This window comes from Paenibacillus sp. NPDC057886 (assembly GCF_042796655.1).
Lineage (GTDB): Bacteria > Bacillota > Bacilli > Paenibacillales > Paenibacillaceae > Paenibacillus.
Map to the genome: position 1 here is coordinate 771,088 of NZ_JBHVMZ010000002.1, position 21,039 is coordinate 792,126.

Genomic DNA, 21,039 nt, shown 5'->3' on the forward strand with positions numbered 1-21,039 from the left:
GTGCGCAATGGCTGGTGACACGGTGTTCTCTGAAGTTTTCTCTATCTGAAAAGAGAACGCCGCTCACGCTCGTTCTATTGTAATCATTGCTGGATGATGAAAAGTTACAATACGGTTAAATTGAAAAGAACAGCGCTCCTTTTTTTACTGGCAAAAGGTGCACTGTTCTCTTGATGTGGAATGTCCATCCATTCAGTTTGTTGATGCTGTCTCCACCCGATTCCGCTTCTCTTTATGACGCTGTCTTCCTGTAATAAACGCAGCCACCAGCGTGAGTACACTGAAAATAACCGCAGACCAGAACAGCCCACTGTAACCCTCGCCGGTTGTCTGATGTAGAGCCTGCAGCAGCACATCTCGAATGCCGGGATCAGGAATTTGGGACAGTCCTTCGGTTATGCTGGAAATATCGCTCCCTGAAGCTGTACCGCCGCCAGACGCATATTGTTGAAGCTCTACGGGCGACACCTGAAAGCCCTGATCTGCAAGACCCTGCTGAATATTGGATCCCAGATTAGAGAAGGAGCGAGCCAGGAAGCCGGCAAAAATGGTTGGCGCAATCGCCATAGCCATCTGACGGAACAAGGAACTGGTCGCTACCGCAATGCCCTTGTTGTTCTCACCCGCTTGCTCAGTAACGAGCACGTTCACTGGAGCTCCCAGCATCATACCGAAGCCAATCCCCACAAGTACACTCGCAATCACAAATTGCCAGATATGCTCTACCCAAAGCGGGAAGAGCAGGAAGCCGATAGCGGATAACAGTCCGGCCACCGATAACGTCCAGATCGGCCCTTTGCGATCGACAAGATAACCTCCACCACCCGCTCCGATCCCGGAAGCCAGGGCAAGTGGTGTAAACCAGTAGCCGGAGGCTGTGTTGGATACCCCAAGGTATTGTTCAACAAAGCCTGGAATGAAGATCACGGATGCCAGAATGGCTCCCGAGAAAAAGGCAATCAGCAGCGTCCAACGGAAGGACGCAATGCCCAGAAGCTGCGTGGATACGACAGGCTCACGTTGTGATCCTTCCAGCCTTTTTTCAAGAAAGTAGAAGAGAACCAGAATGACCACACCTGCCAGGAAGAAGCCATAGAACATCGGTGATCCAAGACTTTGCAGCATATTTACACCATCCAGGTTGCTGAAGCTGTACATCAGACTGAGCACACCCAGCGTCAGGACCGCGATACCACTCCAGTCCACCGCCTTACGGCTCAGCTCCTGTTCTTCATGAATATAACGGATGCCTGCAATAAACAACAAAATGGCGATCGGTACATTAATCAAGAACAACCAATGCCAATTCCCCGTGATGTCGAGAATAAAAGCACCGATATTCGGCCCAAGAATCGCCGCAACCCCGTTCATACCTCCCAGAAGACCCAAGGCTGTACCCTGACGCTCCGCTGGGAACTTACTTAATACGTAAGAGCTCGCAATGATAAAAATCCCGCCACCACCCAACGCCTGGATGACACGAGCAATCAGGAAGAAGGTAAACGATGTGCTTAGCGCAACGAGTAAAGACCCGATTCCGAACAAAGCCACTTCAATCAGAAACAGCTTCTTGCGTCCATAACGGTCGGAGAGCTTACCCGCAATCGGCACACTCACCGCAAGTCCGAGCGTATAGAGCGTGATTGTCCATGCTCCCCACGTCGGCGACACGCCAAACGACGCATTTAAAGTCGTCAGGGATGATGTAATAATCCCGTTATCCAGCGCAGCCATAAACACTCCGATAGCAAATAGGATAAGCGGCCATTTCATTTGTTTTTGCATCACATGTTTCCTCCCCAATCAGATTGCAATCCAGCAGCGTAAGGCTGTAATGATACATATATATTAAACCGAATCGAACATTAATGACTCACTGGTCATTTTAAAGCAGATTCATTGTATATGTCAATTTATTAATATGCTTGTATACCTATTCACTCATTCCCTGCTCCACAAAACAAAACCGTCCCTCAGGTTGGATGGAACCCGTGGGACGGCCTTCTTTGTTGAACTAACCTACTATTGCTTCATCAGGTGGCGATTCAGGAATTTCTCAATTGCACGATATAAATCCAATTGATTTTCAACATTGCCGAAGCCATGTCCTTCATTAGCTTTTAACATATAAGGCACATCTACTCCACGCTTGCGCAGAGCCTCCACGATCTGATCAGACTCGGCCTGTTTGACACGCGGATCATTTGCGCCCTGAACCACGAACAATGGGGCTTTCATCTGATCGATATGAAACAGTGGCGAGACAGCTGTCAGCAGCTCCTTGTCTTTCTCCGGATCACCCATACGTTCATAGAACATGTTGCGCTCCGACTCCCAGTAAGGTGGCAGTGAATCCAGCAGCGTGAACAGATTGGATGGCCCAACATAGCTAATTCCTGCGGCGTAGACATCTGGTGTGAAGGCCAGTCCTGCCAGAGCAGCATATCCACCATAGGATCCACCATAAATGGCTACACGCTTCGCATCAACCGTTCCCTCTTCAACCAGCCAATTTACGCCGTCTGTGAGATCGTCCTGCATCGCTTTACCCCACTCTTTGTTGCCGGCATCCAGGAATTCCTTGCCGTATCCAGTAGAGCCACGGAAATTCACCTGTAGTACGGCATAACCACGACTTGCGAGAAATTGAATTTCGGGATTGAAGCCCCACGAGTCTCGGGCCCAAGGTCCACCATGCGGAACAACTACCAGTGGCAATTGGGAAGCCTCAGCTCCTTGTGGGAGGGTCAGATAACCATGAAGCGTTAAACCGTCACGTGACTTGTACGTAATGGGTTTTACATCCGACATTTTACTCTCATCAATCCAAGGTGCCGCGTCAGCTAATTTATCCAGCTTACCCGTCTTGGAATCGTAGAAGTAATAGGTACCCATGGATTTATCGCTATACGCAACGAACAGAACCTGTCCTTCTTCACTTATGTTTGAAATGCTTACTTCTTTACCCGGAACTTTCGCCTGGATATCCTGCATCAATTTTTTGAAATCATTGTCCAAGTATTCATAGTTAATCTTGTCCGTCTCATAAACTGCTGCAAGGATTGTGCCTTTTTCTTTAGAAGGAACGAAACTGGATACATCCACATCCTTGTTTTCATAGATGGTTTTCGTTACTTTTTTGCTGCTTGGGCTGTATTCGACAATCGCAGTTTTATCCCGCTCCAGATTGGATACAGCATAGATGTTTTTGTTGTCATACGTGAACATCACCGGGGCAAAGGTTTCTCCGAGCTTGGTGGTCATCAAATTCTCAAATGGTTTATCTTCCGATTCACGATACATCAACGAAGAGACATTACCATCACTGGATATGGCCACACGGATTTTACCCTCATGGTCCGTAAGCCAGCCTGTAATATTGCCCGGGTTCTCTGCAGCAAGCACAGCCTCACCTGTCTTGATGTTAATCCGGTACACATCAAAGATCCGCGGATCACGTTTGTTCATGCCCACTAGAATTTCATCTGGAATATTCTCCAGGGAGTCTACCAGGATCGCTCTTGTATTCGGATATGGTGTCAGATCCTTGCTGTTCTTACCATCGATATCCGTTACATAAATATGATAGTTCTCATCTCCTGCTTCATCCTTTACATACAACAGCTTATCCTTTGTCGCCCATACAAATCCCGCTATACTGCGCTCTGTCTCACTCGTGATACGTACCGACTTGTCCTGACCATTCTCTTTCACCACGATATTCATTCGGTTGTTCCAAGGCTCCATGTAAGCCAGATGTTTACCATCCGGAGACATCTGGAATCCTGCTTGAGCCGGCTGTTTGAAGAAGTCTTCCAGAGGTGTGAGACCTTCTGACTGCACCTCAAGTCCAAGAGCGAGGTACAGCGCATCAGCAAACTCACCATGGGTCACCGAATTTTTGGCGTTAAACGCTCTACCTTCAATTATAAAATGCTGCTTCAGACGAATGGCATCCTCCGTATGTACCTTCGGAATCTGCGCCATATCGCTGTATACAACCTGAATGCCATTATCCTTCAGTTCAAATGCCCGAGTAAACAACGATGCCATCTGTGCTTTTGTGAGAGGTGCATCTGGTGCATACCCTTTGGCTTGTCCTTGAATAAGACCACTTTGCTTCAGCGCGTAAATGGCAGGAGCAGCTTCATCCTTAGCCAACACATCTGCGAAACCAGTAAGAGACGCTGGAGCATCCAGTTTAAGTACACGCTGCAGAATGATTGCCGCCTGAGCACGGGTAATTGGCGCTTGTGAGTCTCTCATTCCATCTGTTGTGCCATCTATGTATCCCAGTTGCTGTAGTGTCTGTGTTGCCTTCGAAGCAATGGATTCAGCGACTGTCGCCGTAGGCTTCACCGCTTCTGCTGCCTGGACCGCTGGTTGAATCAGAGCGATTGACATCGCCATGCTAAGCGTGAGAGCATATACCTTTTTACTTATTGCGTTCAAGCTATTTCCCCCTTTAAAGTGAATTACATAATAATTTGGAATTATACGTAAAACATTTTACCATGATCAACCATAGGTTAACAGCGTACAGCCCCTCAAATTTCCATTAAAGAGCATTGGTTGTATAACATGTCATGTAATTTTCAAATATCCCTTACTTTGAGCCGGAAAATCCATAATTGAACAACTTTCGTGTCTCGATAAAACGTCCCTCACGACTATCCGAACCCAGTACAACGGAGATCAGTCGCTTGCCATTTCGCTCAGCCGTTCCAACGAAGTGATAGCCGGAATCTTCATCGTATCCGGTCTTCAATCCATCGTTACCATCGTAAGCATAGGGTCCGCCAATAGAGGACAGCATCCAGTTGGTGTTGCTCATGTACATTCCTTTTTGGTGCATCGATACCTGCATTTGGCTGGAAACTCTCAATATTTCGGGGTAGTTGTTCAGCAGATAACGTGCAAGCTTGCATGCATCTACAGCGGTCATTACGGTCTGCCCTTGTATTTCCTTCGGACGATTCGGACCAAGTCGTTTTTCGCTTAAACCTGTTGCATTGGTAAACACCGTCTTGTCAGACAGTCCGATCTCTATAGCCTTCTGATTCATCTTTTGTGCAAAAGTCTGCTCTGTCCCACTGATATGTTCAGCCAGAGCAATAGCGGCATCATTCGCGGAATAGACGGCTACAATCTGGAATAGCTCCTGCACAGTGAACTGCTCCCCTTGTTTCAAACCCAGGTGGCTGCCACCTACTGAACTTGCATACAAACTGATACTCACAGGATCGTCCCAACGCAACTCTCCGTTAATCACGGCTTCCATCACAAGTAGTTCTGTCATCAATTTACTGATTCCTGCCGTTGCAATTTCTTCAGAGCCGTTAAAGTTGATTAGAATCTGCTCAGAGTTCATATCCATTAATACAGCTGATTCGGCTTTAATTCCCGGTTTGCCCACCAGCATGTCCGGTTTTACACCCAAATATATAATGACCAGTAGAGCCAGCAGCATTCCTGCCCGTATCCACCATCTTTTCATCGGAAAATCACCTCTTACAGATATAGACGAAGTGAAGAGGCATTTTGTCTGCACTTTTTATAAAAAAAGTTAAATTTTTTTTATTTTTTTGTTACCAAAAAAACATGGACCCCATACCCCCATGCCAGAGTGTACGGAATCCATGCTTTTCAAGAATTTTTCTATTCATACCTAGAAGAATCTTTTCAATAAGATCTAGCAACCGAATTCTTAAAAGGACCCCAATCCTTACTGTTGCTAATGCTTTTTTTATTACTCTGCTACAACAGCTTTATCCGCATTAACTGCCAGATCATTCAGGTAAATGCCAGTTCCATCACCAATCGCGTAGTTCATTACACGTTTGTTCACTGGTGCTACAACAGCACGGTACAGTGTAGGGAATACAGGAACTTCATCAACCATGTACTGCTGCCATTGGTTGTAGATCTCTTTACGCTTGTCTACGTCAAACGCTTCAGCAGATACACCTTGTGCCAGCAATTTGTCATTTTCTTCGCTAGAGAATCTAGAGAAGTTATACAGTGCATCACGGCCATACAGACCTGCTGGATCTACGTCAATTCCTACGCCCCAAGCAGCTTGATACACATCAATATTCGGATCATCTTTACCTGTGTTACCTACACGGTCATAGAAATTGTTGAACTCAACCATTTCCAGGTTTACTTTCAGACCGATTGCTGCCCATGATTGAACGTAGTAACGTGCCAGTGGTTCAGCTGTATCGCCACCTGTCATCGATACAAAGTTAATCTCAAGTGGGGAACCGTCTGGTTTCGTACGGAATTCTCCATCCAGTTTATAACCTGCTTCGTCGAGCAATTTTTTCGCTGCTTCTGGGTCATAAGCTACACCCGGATTGCTGGAATCATGGAATTCTGGGTGAGAAGGTGGAATCAGTGTTGTTGCATTCCAACGTAGACCGTTGTAGAAACGTTTACCAACCTGGTCGTTATCTACAGCAAGCCACATTGCTTTACGCAGATTTTTGTCAGCCATTTTTGCATCTGGGTTTGTTACAACTTTACCGTTGTCTGCATCCCATGTGCCCAGTTTGAAACCGATGTAGGTGTAAGCACGATCAATTGCACCCAGGAATTCAACGTTGGACATATTGGCATTGTCTTTATATTGATCTGTCGGGAATGAATCCACGAGGTCTACCCCGCCAGATTTCAATTCTTGAACAACCGTTGTTGGGTTGATTACTTTCAAAGTCACTTTGTCCAGTTTTGGAGCTCCGCGCCAGTAGTCATCGTTTTTAACGAAAGTTACAGACTCACCTGGAGTGATTGTTTCCACTTTGAATGGACCAAAACCGATTGGTTTCTCACGTACTTCTTTGGAAGAAGACATTTTCGCTACATCCATATCACCAAAGATATGTTTAGCCAGCGGATATGTCCATACGCCACCTGTCAGCAAGGAAGGTGTAGATTCTTTGTACGTAATGCTAATTTGTTTTTCGCTAAGAACCTTGATCCCAGAGATCGTTTTTGCTTTTCCAGCGTGATATTCATCCATACCTACTACACTTGTAAAGTTGGAATCGTAACGTGGACCATCATAAGCCTTGTTACCGATAACTTCATAAGCAAACTGCAAATCTTCAGCCGTTACCGGCTTGCCATCATGCCAGTTTACATTATCACGAATGGTCAGTGTGAACGTTTTGCCATCTTCCGATGTTTCATACGTTGCTGCACCATCGTTGGTATATACATAGTCTTTGTCCCAAGTCAGCAAACCCTCGTCAAACCATTGCAGAACCTGTGAATCCGGATTACCCGAATAGAAGTTGAAGTTCAGTGTTCCTTCAAAAGCAGTATCTGATACAAGTCCGAATGTAACGGATCCGCCCTCAATGGCAGTCCCTTCATTCGTTTTGACATTGTTGAAATCTTCGATAGAGTAAACGCCCTCTTCTTTGGTAGGCTTCTCCTCTGTTTTGGTTTCCCCTGTGTTCGTAGAAGGCGTTGGTGTTGCCGCCTCTTTCTCCGAGCACGCCGCAAGCGCAAGTACGAAGACCAACATCATTGTGAAAAATAGTCCCCGTGAAAATAATCCCTTTTTCATGAACCTTTCCTCCCTTTTTTTAACCTCTTCTTTGTCTTGCATCAGTCGCACGCTTCAGGGCCTGTCCGACATTATTTATACTCAACATCAATACCAGAATCAGTACTGACGCAGGTAGCCATATCCACCATCTGTATTCCAGTGTTTGCGGATTACGAGCATAGCTTACGAGTGTTCCAAGACTGGGTGTACTTTCCGGGAATCCAAATCCCAAGAAGGACAGTCCCGATTCGAGGCCAATATTGGCAGCGAGGTTCAACGTCATCGTTACGATGATGATGGAGCTAAGATTAGGAAGAACCTGTGAGAGCATAATCTTCAGATGGGACGAACCTAATGTTTTTGAAGCTTTTACATAGTCCAGTTCCCGTTCCTGTAATGCTTTGGAGCGGATCAACCTGGCAATCCCCATCCAGAGAAAAGCTGTCATGATTAATGAGAAAGATACAATATTATATTTGGGTACTGCAGTAACAAACGCGATAACAATCATCAACATCGGAAGAATCATGAAGAAATCAACTACGCGCATAAACAGGTTATCGATCATTCCACCGAAGTAACCGGATAACAGACCCACCAGGATACCTATACAACCAGTCATTAGCGTGACGATAATACCAATGGTTAGAGAGTTACGTGTACCGATGATCAGTTGTCCGAACACATCGCGACCGCCGTAATCAGTTCCCAGCCAATACTGCGCGGAAGGCGGCTCATACAAAGCGAATAAATCTACTTTAACAATTTCAGCTTGATCCAGGATCAAAGAAGTTCCATAGACCAGTAGTATGACCAGTCCCAAAAATATGAGCGAGATTAGTGCCACCTTATCTCTGACAAGCTCCCGCCACAAGATACTCAAGCTGGAGGGGCTCTTATCAATCTTCTGTGAAGTTATAACGACATCATTGGCCTTGCTCATCTTATTTTCACCCCGAAATCTTCAAGTTCTTACTTGATCCGGATACGCGGATCAACAATACCCAGAATAATGTCAGACAGCAACGATCCCAGGATTGTAGCTATGCCATATAACAGAACGAGTGCAGTTACTACACTGAAATCCCGAAGAGAAATGGAATTCAGGAACAACTGTCCCATACCTGGATAACTGAATATACTCTCAATGAAGATGGTACCTCCGATAAGTCCCGTAATCTCATAACCGAAAAATGCGGCGATCGGCAACAAGGAGTTTCTTAAAATATGCCTGTTGTAGATTCGAGATTCCGAGGCGCCCTTGGCTCTCGCAGTAAGAACGAATTCTTTGTGCTTGATATCGATAATTTCACTACGCAAGTATTGGACGGTAGATACCGTTGCAATTAATGCCATGGATAGTGAAGGTAATAACAAATGATAGAATTTGCTTGTTATATAGCTGAATGTACCTGGTGTAAGTCCAGGTTCCACGCTTCCCCCGGTTGGGAACCAGCCAAAATGGAATCCAAAAATCCATAACATCACCAGTGCGAAGATAAACAACGGGGCTGCAAAGCCCAAGTAGGTGTAACCTGTGATTAACCGATCAGACCAGGTATCGTTGTACCGACCACTGATAATGCCAAGTGGAATGGCAATCAGATAAGTAAACACGAGTGTCGCCAGTGCAAGCCAGAACGTATTGGCTACACGCTGACCAATCAGATCAGATACTGGCATTTTGAATCGGAAAGATTGTCCGAAATCGCCTTGTGCAGCATTTTTGATCCAATCCCAATACTGTACATACCATGGATTGTTTAACCCCAGTCGTTCCCGCTGTTCATCCAGCGCTTTTGGATCAATACTCGGATCGAGTAATCCGGTAAGTGCATCACCAGGCATCGCCTTGGCCATCAGAAAGACCAGCAGGCTAAGCAAAAAGATCTGAGGGATCATAATGATAATTCTGCGTACTATCGTTTTCCACATATGGTCTTCAACCTTTCTGAGGTAGAGCTACTCGGTGAGTATCGGAAATGGATTGGAGCGAGTATGCCAGCCCTTCCTCATCAAAGAAATTTCGGTATGAATGTTCATACTCGGATTTGACCTGCTGACGGAAGGCTACCATTTCTTCACGTTTGGTTGGGTCCATATCCGGAATGGCTGCAATTAAACGCTTGGTATAGATATGTTGTGGATTCTCAAAAATATCATCCGTTGTGCCTTGCTCCACATACCGACCTTTATACATAATTCCGATCTGATCACACATATGGCGGATAATGCCGAGATCGTGACTGATGAACAGGTAGGTTAGATTCAACTCTTTTTGAATTTCCTGCATAAAGTTGAGCACCTGGGCTTGTACAGATACATCGAGTGCGGATACTGGCTCATCTGCGATGATCAGCTTCGGCTTCAATGCAATCGCACGAGCTATGCCAATCCGTTGGCGCTGGCCCCCGGAAAACTCATGAGGATACTTATAGATCGATTCGGGACTCAATCCAACCTTCTCCAGAAGGTCTCTGACCTGGCGTTTCTCTTCCGTAGCCGTCAGCCGTTCATAATTACGGAACGGTTCAGCAATAATGTCGATAACCCGTTTCTTGGGATTTAACGAAGAGTACGGATCTTGAAAGATCATCTGCACATCACGCTGCAGTTGTCGGTCTTTACGCCGCTCGGTAGCCAAATCTCTTCCGTTGAAAAGGATTTTTCCAGCCGTTACATGGTTCAGACCAATAATGGCTCTACCCGTAGTCGTTTTGCCTGAGCCTGACTCACCTACAAGGCCGTACGTTTGCCCCTGCTCAATGGAGAAGCTCACATCATCAACCGCTTTGATGTTACCAATTTCACGCTTGATCAACCCTCCGCGAATCGGAAAGTGAATTTTTAGTCCTTCTACTTCGAGTAATGCCATTATGTTATTCCTCCTCAGCTTGATCAGGGAAATGAAAGTGCTGATAACAGGTACACCGTACAAAGTGACCTGGCGCAATTTCATGCATCTGTGGGTTTTCTTCATGAGCCGAATCACTTATCCATGGAATTCGAGCCTTGAATCGGCACCCTTGGCGAGGAAGATTTTTCAGTGAAGGAACGATACCTTGAATGACATGAAGCTTCGATTTTTCTTCAGAAATGGTAGGAATAGAGTTTAGTAGAGACCGTGTATATGGATGCTTGGCATCCGTCATTAGAGTATAGATATCTGCAATCTCAACAATTTCACCTGCATACATAACTGCAACGCGATCAGCCATCTCGGCAACGACTCCCAGATCATGCGTGATCAGGATGATTCCTGCGTTAATCTCGTTCTTCAATTCGCGGATAAGCTCCAGAATTTGTAGTTGGATTGTAACGTCAAGCGCTGTCGTTGGTTCATCGGCAATCAACAATTCAGGTTTATTGGCAATCGCAATCGCGATAACAACTCTCTGTCTCATACCACCCGATAGTTCGTGAGGATATTGCTTGTATAATTGTTCGGGACGTGGAATCCCTACTTGGTTGAGTAAATCAATAACTTTGTCTTTCTTTTCTTTCGAAGATAGCTTGGGTTGATGCAGTGTCAGAATCTCTTCGATCTGTTCACCGATCACCATCAGAGGATTTAATGCGGAAAGTGGGTCCTGAAAGATCATCCCCATTTCTTTACCGCGGAGTTTGTTTAATTTGTTGGGAGATATGCCAGCTATGTTCTGCCCTTTGTACAGAATCTCCCCATCAATTTTGGCTTTGTTATGCAGGCCCATAATCGAAAAAGCAAAAGCACTCTTGCCCGATCCTGATTCTCCCACAATAGCCAGTACTTCATTCTTTTTAACCGTAAGGTTAACGTGATCAACTGCTGCATAATAGTCATCTTCAATTCTGAATGATGTAGTTAGATTTCTGACTTCCAATAGCTCTGTATTCAAATCAATCACCCTAACCCCATAATTTCTGCAGACTGTATTCATGTGTAGAAGAATGCATCCACTGTATATTTCCATGTTCTTGAAGATAACGAACGAAAGTGTATACAAAATACCAAATCATTAGGAGAATCCATTTTTGACTACTGCTATTTAGACCGATGGTCAATTAATGCTGACAATTCCTAGCGGGATTATAATGCAAAATAATTAATGTAATCATACGTGTAAATTTAGGTGACGTCAATGCTTAATTTGAGATTTATGGTATAAATGTTTTTTATAGCACAGTTTTGGATATTAGTTATACTTTATAGGGAATAAATCAAGGAATTTTAGAATCGATTGGACGCTTTCAATGGTAGAGTTGGAATCTTAAAAATACCGATTATCTAAATATATGACATTATCATTACACGTGTTGTATAGTTAAATGTTAGAAATATAGATATAACAAAATATTATGTTAGGTATGAGGGAATTGTGGAGGACATATTTCATTTGGAAGTAAAATTGATTTCTATCCAAATTCTGTACTTTTAGAGGTATAATTTAGATATTACTAAAGGATTGAAGTTAAATTTCTAGTTATTATAGTATAGTTTCATTTAATCGCTTATGTAAAGAACAAATTGTCATCTTTTATCATTTATTTTACAAAAGCAAGCAAAAAGCCCTGCAAAATGCAAGGCTTTTCTAATATTTATACATAAAGATGTATATATAATACCGTAACTACTGCGCATCCGGAGGTCTTTTACCACGCTTCAAATCATTGATGCTTAATCCAAAGTCCATCTGCAAGTGAGGATAATCCGGAAAATTAGCCCAATCTCCTCCCCACGTAAACCCTAGTTCTTTGGCAAGTTCCACAACTTCCAGCCAATCTGCCTTTCCATTGCCGTTATCATCACGTTCCATATCCCACACTACATCTCCTTCAGGAGTCCGCAATGCAAAATCAATGGCCAAACCATAGTTGTGATAGGATTCTCCCCCTTTGGCGTTGGTAACGACATTTCCGGCAATGGAACGTCCTTGATTATAAAGGGCATCTTGTTCCTCAATGCTGCGGAAATCATGTGTAATTACGACTTCAATCCCCCGTCTAGCCGCCTTTCGAACCAACAACTTCTCACTTTCCGCAACTACCGGGTGAAGCCCTGTGATCGGCACCTCTTCTTGTACGTTGGTTCGTGGCCAAATATCATAGGTGTCTCCTTTTTGCTGTAACCACACATATATAATGGAAAGCAACAACGTAGCTACGATCCAAAATCTCAGACTACTCTTGCGTTTCTGTTTTACTTTACGTTTGGATGTATTCATGCTCTCTCCTGATGGTCGAATCTATATTCGTTCATATTCACGCTACCTGGTATCAGCAATATAATAGACTCTATTATAAATCATTTACGCTTTAATTGCTTCTATCTTCGCATCTCCTTACGATATCCAATTACCAGGAGAGAAGCACCCTTAATGTACTTCTAGATGCAAAAAAGCAGCCGGCTATAAGCCGACTGCTTTGTATTCATGCTGAGTAAGACTACTCAGTTGTGTATGGCAGCAATGCGATTTGACGGGAGCGTTTGATGGCAATCGTCAGCATGCGTTGATATTTAGCGCTAGTACCTGTTACACGGCGTGGCAAAATTTTTCCGCGCTCGCTGATAAATTTACGAAGCAAGTCCGTATCTTTATAATCGATGTGAGTAATTTTGTTAGCTGTGAAGAAGCACACTTTACGACGTTTGTTACGGCCGCCACGGCGAGCCGGTCTTTTATCGTTGTCTCCGCCTTCTCTTTGCTTGAAGCTCATGCTTTTCAGTCCTTTCCTATCGTTTAGCCAATCACTCTAAGAGTGTCGGTTCACGTTAAAATGGCAAATCATCATCCGATATATCAATCGGTTTTCCGTCATCGGAAAAAGGATCCTGATTGTTGCTACGCGAATTATTGTTATTGTTCGCGCGCCCGCCGCCTCCATAAGAAGGCTCTTCACGCATCGGTTGCCCACCGCCACCACCGTTATTATCACGGTTAGCTGACTCCAAGAAACGGACGTTATCGGCAATGACTTCGGTCACGTATACACGTTTTCCTTCGTTATTCTCGTAATTCCGTACTTGAATGCGTCCTTCGACTGCAGCTAGGCGTCCTTTGCGCAAATAGTTTGCACAAGTCTCAGCAAGCTGTCTCCAGGTTACGACCGGAATGAAATCCGCTTCCCGTTCTCCCCCTTGGCTTGTAAACGGTCTGTCCACTGCCAAAGTAAATTGCGTAACTGCTACTCCAGCTGGAGTATAACGCAACTCAGGATCCCGGGTTAACCGGCCGATCAGAATGACACGGTTCAACAATGTAATCCCCTCCTTCAGAGCGTATTGGTGCGTTGATCACGAGTTGTCTTAAGCAGACTTAACGTCGTTTGTAATGAGATAACGAATTACTTCGTCAGAAATCTTCATGAGACGTTCAAGTTCAGTAACTACTGCTGGTTCAGCAGTGAAGTGTACCAAAACATAAACACCATCACGGAATTTCTTGATCTCATACGCAAGACGGCGTTTACCCATAACGTCGTGAGCTGTAACTTCACCACCGCCGTTGGAGATGATGCCTTGGAATTTATCGACTGTAGCTTGAACAACTTCTTGCTCAACATCAGGACGAATAATGTACATCACTTCATATTTGCGCATAATTTTCACCTCCTTATGGACTCTGGCCCTCAATCTAAGTTGAGAGCAAGGAACGAGCACAAACTCGAACTATATTAATATAACAAAAATGACGTCTCAATGCAAGCAAACGTTCCCTCTTCTTATTGCACATGATCATAACTCCAATGGAGCACACTACAGAAGCAACATTGAAATCCATTATGCCAAGGAGGTTTTATCATGGGTGAAAAAACCGAGTTTGAACCAGGAGACAAAGCTCCAAACGATGGCGAGTACACCGAGGTTGGTGAGAAGAGCTTTCATACGGAAATTAACAATCCGAAACGGGTCACCCTCCAAAAGGGTGAAGCTTTCCCTGAAACAAGCAATAAGAATCGCAAGTGGAAGAAGCTGACCAAAGCCCGCGTCCACTAATCGTAAAGATTTTTTTCAGACTGCTGTATATAAAACGTACTAATGCACATAATACAATCAGGCGATGCACGAGAGAGGTGTGGTTCCGTTGGACAACGAAGCCGATCATTCACTGTTGGAGATTCATCACGTAATTTAAGAAGCAAGATGGTTGTGTGTAAGGCCTTTGTCTGAAGCACGAGTATTGCTACTTGCAGTACGCCAAGTTTCTGATTGTTACGACCGATTGTTTCCTAACAAACCAAATGCATCGCCGAATGAAGAGCCCTTAGGGGCTCTTTTTTTTTCAATTACAAATAATTCAGACGACAACATAATCAAAAAAAGAAGACCCTCCAAATGGAAGGTCTTCTTGCATGTATAGAGCTCAACACACGTTGAGTAAATTGTTAAATTACAATTTCAAGCAAGATCTATTAGTGGCGGAAAGGGTGGGATTCGAACCCACGCACGCTGTGACACGCCTAACTGATTTCGAGTCAGCCCCCTTGGGCCTCTTGGGTACCTTTCCGCAGCAATAATGATTATAGCATGATCATTTACAGAACGCAATACCTGAGCTACGCCTACATGTAAACGTTATTATGGAGTGCGAAACAAAGTAAATATTAACTGCATTATTGCATTAGGAATCAGCTGAATCCTCTGTTGAACGAAGTACCTTTTTCATGTTTTTCTCGAATTTTGCTCTGGGAATTAATACGCTGTGTTTACATCCTACACACTTAATGCGAATATCCATACCCATCCGGATAATCTCCATCTCATTGCTGCCACATGGATGCTGCTTCTTCATCTGCACAATGTCCCCAAGCTGGAAACTTTTACGCTCCACCTATGCCATCCCCCTCATCCTTCTCCTGAGCTGCTGCTTGCTCTAATGCTGCCTGATTGCTCATCTCATGATACTCCAGTGTTTTCTTCACATCACTCTGAATTTGACGTTCTACAGAGGCTCTGGAGTTCGGCAGGCACTCAGCAACAATGCGAACCACGTATTCCGAGGTAGACATGGACTGGATACCAAGCACGTCTGGTACTTTAACGATGTTCAGATCGCGATCCTCAATCCCAGCCAACGCTCGTTTCACCAAGTGTACAGACTCGTCCAGGGTCTGTTCACCCTTCATGGGAATGTCCACAACCGCAAGGGAATTCGACATTGAGAAATTGGTTACACTTGCAATCGTACCATTTGGAATGATGTGCACCTCACCCTGCCAGCTAACCAGCTTAGTCGTTCTCAGGCCAATGACCTCAACCGTTCCTTTATAGGTACCTGTTTGAATAACATCGCCTACCGCAAATTGATCCTCCAATATAATGAAGAAACCGGTAATAACATCCTTCACCAATCCTTGGGCACCAAAACCGATAGCCAGTCCAAGTACTCCTGCACTCGCTAACAATGGTCCGACTTTCACATTGATCTCAGATAACAGTAACAGAATCATAATGAAATTACATGTTATGGAAGTCGCATTTTTCATCAACTCTCCCACTGTTATAAATCTCCGTGGGTTGACGCGAATCTTGCCTTCCTGCTTACGTGCCATCGTGCGATCTATAATACGTGATACAATCTTGATCACAATACGCGTAATAATGAAAATAATAACGATGCGGATCGAGCTGAACAGAATATTAAACCACATATCTGCATCGGCGACTTTATCCCATAATTGGTCTGTCCAGCGGATGGCTCCCTCTATAGTCTTCTCTGGAGCACTCGGCTCCTCAGCAAACTTAAATGGCAACATAGATCAAACCTCCTCTACATGGGTATGTTATCATAGCTGTCAGCGGTTTTGAAATAGAGGCCACGGATCTCCACAAATTCGTTACGAATGATCTGTTTCACTCTCTCCAGATCTTCTTTGGGAAACTGAATACATAGAGCACAGCCCGCTGTGATCTCTTTTGGGGTAGGAAATAAGTCGATCTCAATCTCGGCAAACTCAAGCAGCATTTCTGCCCGCAGCGCCTGCTGGGTGGAATCAAAAGCAATCAACATCCAATCATCTATCCACTCGTCCATGTCCGGCTCCTTTCGCGATACATTCATCCCTTTGAAAAAGCTTGTCCCCACGAAGTATAAAACGTTCTATTCTTCCATATACTGTTACTACTATTCCAAGGGAAAGGATAGATCCTATGAATCCCATTTCGCATTCCTTCTCATCTCAAGACATGGCAAGCCTGAAAATCCCACATACAGATCCAGGCATTCACTCAGCCATCATTCATCGTTTAATGTTTCATCTCTATAAAGCCCATTCTTTGCAAAATGTAGTTGTCGTCTGTATCGGTACAGATCGCTCTACCGGGGACTGCCTTGGCCCCCTCGTCGGCTCGTCGCTTGCCAAGTGGGACAGCCCTCTATTCCATCTCTATGGCACATTGGATGAACCCGTACATGCAATGAACCTGCAGGACACCCTACACAAAATACACACCACACATCACAACCCTTATGTGATTGGCATTGATGCCTGTCTCGGACAGTCTTCGAGTGTTGGATGTATCCAGGTCGTGAATGGACCGCTCAAACCAGGAGCGGGTGTAAATAAAGAATTACCGCCGGTTGGCGATATCCATCTTACAGGTATCGTTAACGTCGGCGGCTTTATGGAATACTTTGTTTTGCAGAACACACGTCTCAGTCTCGTCATGCGCATGTCCGAGATTATATCCAGCAGTCTCTACTCCGCCATTCGCGAATGGCATACCCGTTCTACTCTGCTTGCTGTGCCAGAGTAATGGCTTCCTTTTCCTCAGGGGAAAGAGTATACGTGGACTCTCCCCCTTTAAGAGGTTTAGCATATACGTAGGAGCCGTCTCGATTATAGATACCGGTGAGTACCATACCGTCCTGGCTATCGTTAACCATCGCCATGGAGAAACTCAGATCACTGCCAAGCTCCCCATAAGCGTTGTACCGTTTCACGCCCACTTTACCCTGGATGCGGTTCAGCTTCTGCATGACAGCCTGTAACTGATCCGTTTGCAGTGTATGCTCATCCTCAATGCTGTCCATCTGAATTTTCAGATTGATTAACAGCGACTCCAGATCTTCCACTCCACTGCCAGCCATCATGGCCTCATATTTCAGTTTAAACTTACGTAGCTTTGCGCCTTGAACAATACTTATGATAAGCAAAATCACCAAAAGTAATGCCATGCCGCCAATAATCCATATCAGCTGTTCCAGAATCAGCTCATTTAATTCAGCCATGTAGTGCAACTACCCCTCTGTTGGTTTGTTCAGGTAACGTTTATAGCTTTAAACGTACTCCACATCATCGATCCATTCAGCCAAATAAAGCTATCCAACGCTCTGATGTAACCCTAAAGCTTATCCTTATTATTCACCAGATAACCCATACGGTTAATCACTCTGTTTTGGCTACTTGCCTCTTTTGCATTTTGCTAATTCAAGCGATTAAAACTCATGTTTTATTAGGGTTGATTCATACCGATTTTGATGCTGTTAATTCGATAACTGCTTCGATCAATGCATCGACATCTTCTCTTGATGTACTATACCCCACGCTCGCTCTGACAGCCCCACTTGCCGTTGTGCCAGCCGACTCATGGGCAAGAGGTGTGCAATGAAAACCTGAACGCACAGCGATGCCATAATTTCGATCTAATTGAAAAGCGAGTTGAGCCGAATCATATCCTTCAACAGTAAAGGATAACAATCCGGTACGCGGCTGTCCAATTTCAGGACCAAGCATTCGAATCCCCCGTACTGATGATAACCCATCCATCATATGCTGAGTCAAATCCCACTCCTGTTTATATATGAATTCAGGCGTCAGTTCAAGCACATGCTGCACTCCGGCTGCCAGCCCTGCTATACCCACGGTATTCGGCGTACCCGCCTCATAGCGATCAGGACGAACAAGCGGCTGCTCAATCGCCTCGGATTGGCTTCCTGTCCCTCCGTGAAGCAATGGCTGTACATCCAGCTCAGGTGCGATGTACAGCCCCCCTGTTCCCTGCGGTCCCAACAGTCCCTTATGCCCTGGAAAGGCAAGCATATCAATGCCAAGCTGATTCACGTTCACAGGTATAATCCCAGCACTTTGAGCAGCGTCAACAAGCAAAGTCACCTGATGTTTTTGACACATCAGCGCAATTTCACCAATGGGCAGAATACTCCCCAGCAGGTTCGAACTATGCGTGCAGACAACCAATCTGGTATTGGAACGAAACAACCGTGCGAATTGGGCCAGATCGATCTCCCCGGCTGCATTAACAGGCACATAATCAACCTCTACATTACGAGACCTACGCATGTACTCCAGGGGTCGTCTTACTGAATTATGTTCAGCCATCGTAGCAATAACATGATCGCCTTCTCTTAACCACCCTTGAATAGCTAAATTCAAGGCTTCTGTGGTATTAGAACCCAAAGCAATATCATTGGCATTACGGACACCCAAAAGATTGGATATCGCTTTTCTGGCACCAAATAAAACTCGGCTAGCCTGTACAGCCATCCGATGACTGCCTCTGCCTGGGTTGGCCCCTGCAACATCCAGAGCCTGCATCATGGCTTCCCCGACAGCAGGTGGCTTGGGCCAAGATGTCGCTGCATGATCCAGATAGATAACTCCCTCCACCTCATGACCACCTCTGTCCCTATTTGATCGTTCTGTATAGATGAATCCCCTATAAACAAACAATGACATATCGTTTCTCCATGGTACAGAGGCGATATGTCATCACATGAAAAAGCCCCGCATGTTGTTCATCGATCATGGAATCATGACTATTATTGCAACAGTTCCAACAGTCGCTCCAGATCTTGTTTGCTGTAGTAGTTGAGCTCAATTTTACCTTTATCTTTGTTATGCTTAATTTTCACCGTTGTTTTGAACCGTTCACGCAAAGACTCTTCCAAAGTATCAATAAATGGATCCTTTTTCTTCAACTTGGATTTGGCTTTCGCTTCACCCGGTTTGGAACGATCCAATTGTTGAACAGCCTCTTCCAGTTCACGTACACTCCATTGCTGATCAATGGTTTGTTTTGCCAGCTGCTTCACAAGGCTCTCATCTTTAACACCGACGATAGCACGTGCATGCCCCATTGACAATGTTCCACGTGAAACATGATCCTTCACTTCTTCCGGCAATGATAACAAACGCAGAAAGTTAGCGATGTGAGAACGTGATTTACCCACTTTTACGGAGAGCTCTTCTTGTGTTAATCCGAATTGGTCCATCAGCCCCTGATAAGCAACTGCAACCTCCATCGCATTCAGATTCTCCCGCTGCAGGTTCTCGATTAAAGCAATCTCCATAACCTGCTGGTCACTGAAATTACGAACTACGGCAGGCACAGTGGCATTACCGCAATATTGGGAAGCTCTGAAACGCCGTTCACCAGCAATGATCTCATAACCTCTCAAAACAGGACGTACAATAATAGGTTGTATGACACCATGTTGACGGATCGATTCGGCTAGTTCATGTATCGCATCCTCATCAAATACTTTACGAGGTTGATAAGGGTTTGCCCGCAGTTGACTAATCGGGATTTCTACGACTTTATCATCGTCATTAATTGAAAGCGAAGGAATGAGGGCATCAAGACCTTTTCCAAGCCGCTTACTCATAAGAAATCACTTCCTTTGCGAGCTCTAAATAAACTTCAGCCCCTCGGGATCGAGGATCATACGTAATGATAGACTGACCATGAGAAGGTGCCTCACTAAGCCGCACATTGCGCGGAATAATGGTCTGATACACCTTTTGTTGAAAATACTTCTTCACTTCTTCAATCACTTGAATGCCCAGATTCGTACGAGCGTCAAACATCGTCAGCAATACCCCTTCAATCTGCAGGGATGTATTCAGATGTTTCTGCACCAAACGAACCGTGTTGAGTAATTGGCTCAACCCTTCGAGCGCATAATACTCACACTGAATCGGAATGATCACCGAATCGGAAGCTGTCAACGAGTTGATCGTTAACATGCCGAGGGAAGGTGGACAATCGATCAGTATGTAATCATAGTTTTTTTTCACCATGGCGAGTGATTTTTTCAGGCGAACTTCCCGTGATATCGTGGATACCAGTTCAATCTCGGCTCCGGCAAGCTGAATCGTTGCAGGTATGATATGAAGGCCTTCAATCTGAGTTTCCACAATCGCTTCCTGAGGGGGAACTTCATTAATGATGACATCATATATACAATTGGCCACATCTGCTTTGTTGATCCCGACTCCGCTGGTTGTATTCCCCTGGGGGTCAATATCGACAAGCAACACCCTTTTCCCGAGCGAAGCCAGTCCTGCACCCAAGTTAACAGATGTCGTCGTTTTCCCCACACCGCCCTTTTGATTTGCTACGGCCATAATCTTAGACAATTACTTCACCTCAAATAAAATAGGAGTCTTTTCTTGTAGGTTGTGAGCTACAGTTAACAAAAAGCAGGTGGCTATCATCCACACAAACATCAACTACCGTTTCTTCATGGTGCTATTCTACG

General features: G+C 44.8%; 21 protein-coding genes and 1 tRNA gene. 2 read left to right on the plus strand and 20 right to left on the minus strand.

The features are described from left to right. Positions 1-192: 192 nt before the first annotated feature. The 12 genes from ACFVQB_RS10520 to rpsF all read right to left on the minus strand — a co-directional run bounded on the left by ACFVQB_RS10520 (position 193) and on the right by rpsF (position 14,138). On the minus strand, positions 193-1,785 hold the full coding sequence (locus ACFVQB_RS10520) for an MFS transporter (RefSeq protein ID WP_379437948.1): 1,593 nt from the start codon (positions 1,783-1,785) through the stop codon (positions 193-195). A 237-nt stretch (positions 1,786-2,022) separates the two neighbouring features. Then, positions 2,023-4,452, minus strand: a complete 2,430-nt coding sequence (locus tag ACFVQB_RS10525) for a S9 family peptidase (RefSeq protein ID WP_379437950.1) — start codon at positions 4,450-4,452, stop codon at positions 2,023-2,025. Between the two features lie 154 nt (positions 4,453-4,606). Next, entirely contained in the window at positions 4,607-5,497 is an 891-nt protein-coding gene (locus ACFVQB_RS10530) for a D-alanyl-D-alanine carboxypeptidase family protein (RefSeq protein WP_379437953.1), read from the minus strand. 252 nt (positions 5,498-5,749) lie between these two features. Next, entirely contained in the window at positions 5,750-7,576 is a 1,827-nt protein-coding gene (locus tag ACFVQB_RS10535) for an oligopeptide ABC transporter substrate-binding protein (RefSeq protein WP_379437955.1), read from the minus strand. Positions 7,577-7,595: 19 nt separating this feature from the next. After that, positions 7,596-8,501: an ABC transporter permease gene (locus ACFVQB_RS10540; RefSeq protein ID WP_063567375.1), complete on the minus strand. Its 906-nt coding sequence runs from the start codon at positions 8,499-8,501 to the stop codon at positions 7,596-7,598. 29 nt (positions 8,502-8,530) lie between these two features. Further along, positions 8,531-9,493 carry an oligopeptide ABC transporter permease gene (gene opp4B, locus ACFVQB_RS10545; protein WP_099857737.1) on the minus strand — a complete coding sequence of 321 codons (963 nt, stop codon included), beginning with the start codon at positions 9,491-9,493 and terminating at the stop codon, positions 8,531-8,533. Positions 9,494-9,500: 7 nt separating this feature from the next. Next, entirely contained in the window at positions 9,501-10,433 is a 933-nt protein-coding gene (locus ACFVQB_RS10550; RefSeq protein ID WP_379437959.1) for an ABC transporter ATP-binding protein, read from the minus strand. 4 nt (positions 10,434-10,437) lie between these two features. Next, on the minus strand, positions 10,438-11,436 hold the full coding sequence (locus tag ACFVQB_RS10555; protein WP_113053368.1) for an ABC transporter ATP-binding protein: 999 nt from the start codon (positions 11,434-11,436) through the stop codon (positions 10,438-10,440). A 732-nt stretch (positions 11,437-12,168) separates the two neighbouring features. Then, entirely contained in the window at positions 12,169-12,762 is a 594-nt protein-coding gene (locus tag ACFVQB_RS10560) for a M15 family metallopeptidase (protein ID WP_379437963.1), read from the minus strand. A gap of 220 nt (positions 12,763-12,982) precedes the next feature. Then, entirely contained in the window at positions 12,983-13,255 is a 273-nt protein-coding gene (rpsR, locus tag ACFVQB_RS10565; RefSeq protein WP_062327715.1) for a 30S ribosomal protein S18, read from the minus strand. Positions 13,256-13,310: 55 nt separating this feature from the next. Then, positions 13,311-13,796 (minus strand): single-stranded DNA-binding protein, encoded by a 486-nt coding sequence (gene ssb, locus ACFVQB_RS10570; RefSeq protein ID WP_024629535.1) that lies wholly within the window; start codon positions 13,794-13,796, stop codon positions 13,311-13,313. Positions 13,797-13,844: 48 nt separating this feature from the next. Then, the gene (gene rpsF, locus ACFVQB_RS10575) at positions 13,845-14,138 is read right to left on the minus strand and encodes a 30S ribosomal protein S6 (protein WP_024629534.1); all 294 of its coding nucleotides are present in this window, start codon (positions 14,136-14,138) and stop codon (positions 13,845-13,847) included. A 201-nt stretch (positions 14,139-14,339) separates the two neighbouring features. Here rpsF and ACFVQB_RS10580 point away from each other — a divergent pair, with 201 nt between their 5' ends. Further along, positions 14,340-14,534, plus strand: a complete 195-nt coding sequence (locus ACFVQB_RS10580) for a YjzC family protein (protein WP_379437966.1) — start codon at positions 14,340-14,342, stop codon at positions 14,532-14,534. 420 nt (positions 14,535-14,954) lie between these two features. On the opposite strand, the gene ACFVQB_RS10585 is transcribed toward ACFVQB_RS10580, so the two are convergent. From ACFVQB_RS10585 to ACFVQB_RS10600, 4 genes are all read right to left on the minus strand, one after another. Then, positions 14,955-15,045: transfer RNA gene (locus ACFVQB_RS10585), tRNA-Ser, on the minus strand. Positions 15,046-15,159: 114 nt separating this feature from the next. After that, positions 15,160-15,369 (minus strand): DUF951 domain-containing protein, encoded by a 210-nt coding sequence (locus ACFVQB_RS10590; protein ID WP_379437969.1) that lies wholly within the window; start codon positions 15,367-15,369, stop codon positions 15,160-15,162. Beyond that, positions 15,359-16,294 carry a mechanosensitive ion channel family protein gene (locus tag ACFVQB_RS10595; protein WP_379437972.1) on the minus strand — a complete coding sequence of 312 codons (936 nt, stop codon included), beginning with the start codon at positions 16,292-16,294 and terminating at the stop codon, positions 15,359-15,361. Before ACFVQB_RS10595 ends, ACFVQB_RS10590 begins: the two co-directional genes overlap by 11 nt. A gap of 14 nt (positions 16,295-16,308) precedes the next feature. Continuing rightward, positions 16,309-16,572 (minus strand): putative Se/S carrier protein, encoded by a 264-nt coding sequence (locus tag ACFVQB_RS10600; RefSeq protein ID WP_029880815.1) that lies wholly within the window; start codon positions 16,570-16,572, stop codon positions 16,309-16,311. Between the two features lie 116 nt (positions 16,573-16,688). On the opposite strand from ACFVQB_RS10600, the gene yyaC reads away from it, so the two are divergent. After that, the gene (gene yyaC / locus ACFVQB_RS10605) at positions 16,689-17,294 is read left to right on the plus strand and encodes a spore protease YyaC (RefSeq protein WP_024629529.1); all 606 of its coding nucleotides are present in this window, start codon (positions 16,689-16,691) and stop codon (positions 17,292-17,294) included. Here yyaC and ACFVQB_RS10610 read toward each other — a convergent pair. The 4 genes from ACFVQB_RS10610 to ACFVQB_RS10625 form a co-directional block, all read right to left on the minus strand. Then, positions 17,269-17,769 (minus strand): DUF4446 family protein, encoded by a 501-nt coding sequence (locus ACFVQB_RS10610; RefSeq protein WP_379437976.1) that lies wholly within the window; start codon positions 17,767-17,769, stop codon positions 17,269-17,271. The two genes, yyaC and ACFVQB_RS10610, sit on opposite strands and share 26 nt — an antisense overlap. Positions 17,770-18,004: 235 nt before the next feature. After that, complete coding sequence (locus ACFVQB_RS10615; RefSeq protein WP_379437978.1) at positions 18,005-19,165, minus strand: aminotransferase class V-fold PLP-dependent enzyme; 1,161 nt, start codon at positions 19,163-19,165, stop codon at positions 18,005-18,007. A 152-nt stretch (positions 19,166-19,317) separates the two neighbouring features. Next, on the minus strand, positions 19,318-20,163 hold the full coding sequence (locus ACFVQB_RS10620; RefSeq protein ID WP_379437980.1) for a ParB/RepB/Spo0J family partition protein: 846 nt from the start codon (positions 20,161-20,163) through the stop codon (positions 19,318-19,320). After that, positions 20,156-20,917, minus strand: a complete 762-nt coding sequence (locus tag ACFVQB_RS10625) for a ParA family protein (RefSeq protein WP_024629525.1) — start codon at positions 20,915-20,917, stop codon at positions 20,156-20,158. Before ACFVQB_RS10625 ends, ACFVQB_RS10620 begins: the two co-directional genes overlap by 8 nt. Positions 20,918-21,039 lie beyond the last annotated feature (122 nt).

What these genes read in the sequence shown, in the direction of transcription:
- ACFVQB_RS10520 (WP_379437948.1), bottom strand. Translation starts at nt 1,785, where the DNA reads ATGCAAAAACAAATGAAATGGCCGCTTATCCTATTTGCTATCGGAGTG.
- ACFVQB_RS10530 (WP_379437953.1), bottom strand. Translation starts at nt 5,497, where the DNA reads ATGAAAAGATGGTGGATACGGGCAGGAATGCTGCTGGCTCTACTGGTC.
- ACFVQB_RS10535 (WP_379437955.1), bottom strand. Translation starts at nt 7,576, where the DNA reads ATGAAAAAGGGATTATTTTCACGGGGACTATTTTTCACAATGATGTTG.
- ACFVQB_RS10540 (WP_063567375.1), bottom strand. Translation starts at nt 8,501, where the DNA reads ATGAGCAAGGCCAATGATGTCGTTATAACTTCACAGAAGATTGATAAG.
- opp4B (WP_099857737.1), bottom strand. Translation starts at nt 9,493, where the DNA reads ATGTGGAAAACGATAGTACGCAGAATTATCATTATGATCCCTCAGATC.
- ACFVQB_RS10550 (WP_379437959.1), bottom strand. Translation starts at nt 10,433, where the DNA reads ATGGCATTACTCGAAGTAGAAGGACTAAAAATTCACTTTCCGATTCGC.
- ACFVQB_RS10560 (WP_379437963.1), bottom strand. Translation starts at nt 12,762, where the DNA reads ATGAATACATCCAAACGTAAAGTAAAACAGAAACGCAAGAGTAGTCTG.
- rpsR (WP_062327715.1), bottom strand. Translation starts at nt 13,255, where the DNA reads ATGAGCTTCAAGCAAAGAGAAGGCGGAGACAACGATAAAAGACCGGCT.
- rpsF (WP_024629534.1), bottom strand. Translation starts at nt 14,138, where the DNA reads ATGCGCAAATATGAAGTGATGTACATTATTCGTCCTGATGTTGAGCAA.
- ACFVQB_RS10580 (WP_379437966.1), top strand. Translation starts at nt 14,340, where the DNA reads ATGGGTGAAAAAACCGAGTTTGAACCAGGAGACAAAGCTCCAAACGAT.
- ACFVQB_RS10595 (WP_379437972.1), bottom strand. Translation starts at nt 16,294, where the DNA reads ATGTTGCCATTTAAGTTTGCTGAGGAGCCGAGTGCTCCAGAGAAGACT.
- ACFVQB_RS10600 (WP_029880815.1), bottom strand. Translation starts at nt 16,572, where the DNA reads ATGGACGAGTGGATAGATGATTGGATGTTGATTGCTTTTGATTCCACC.
- yyaC (WP_024629529.1), top strand. Translation starts at nt 16,689, where the DNA reads ATGAATCCCATTTCGCATTCCTTCTCATCTCAAGACATGGCAAGCCTG.
- ACFVQB_RS10610 (WP_379437976.1), bottom strand. Translation starts at nt 17,769, where the DNA reads ATGGCTGAATTAAATGAGCTGATTCTGGAACAGCTGATATGGATTATT.
- ACFVQB_RS10620 (WP_379437980.1), bottom strand. Translation starts at nt 20,163, where the DNA reads ATGAGTAAGCGGCTTGGAAAAGGTCTTGATGCCCTCATTCCTTCGCTT.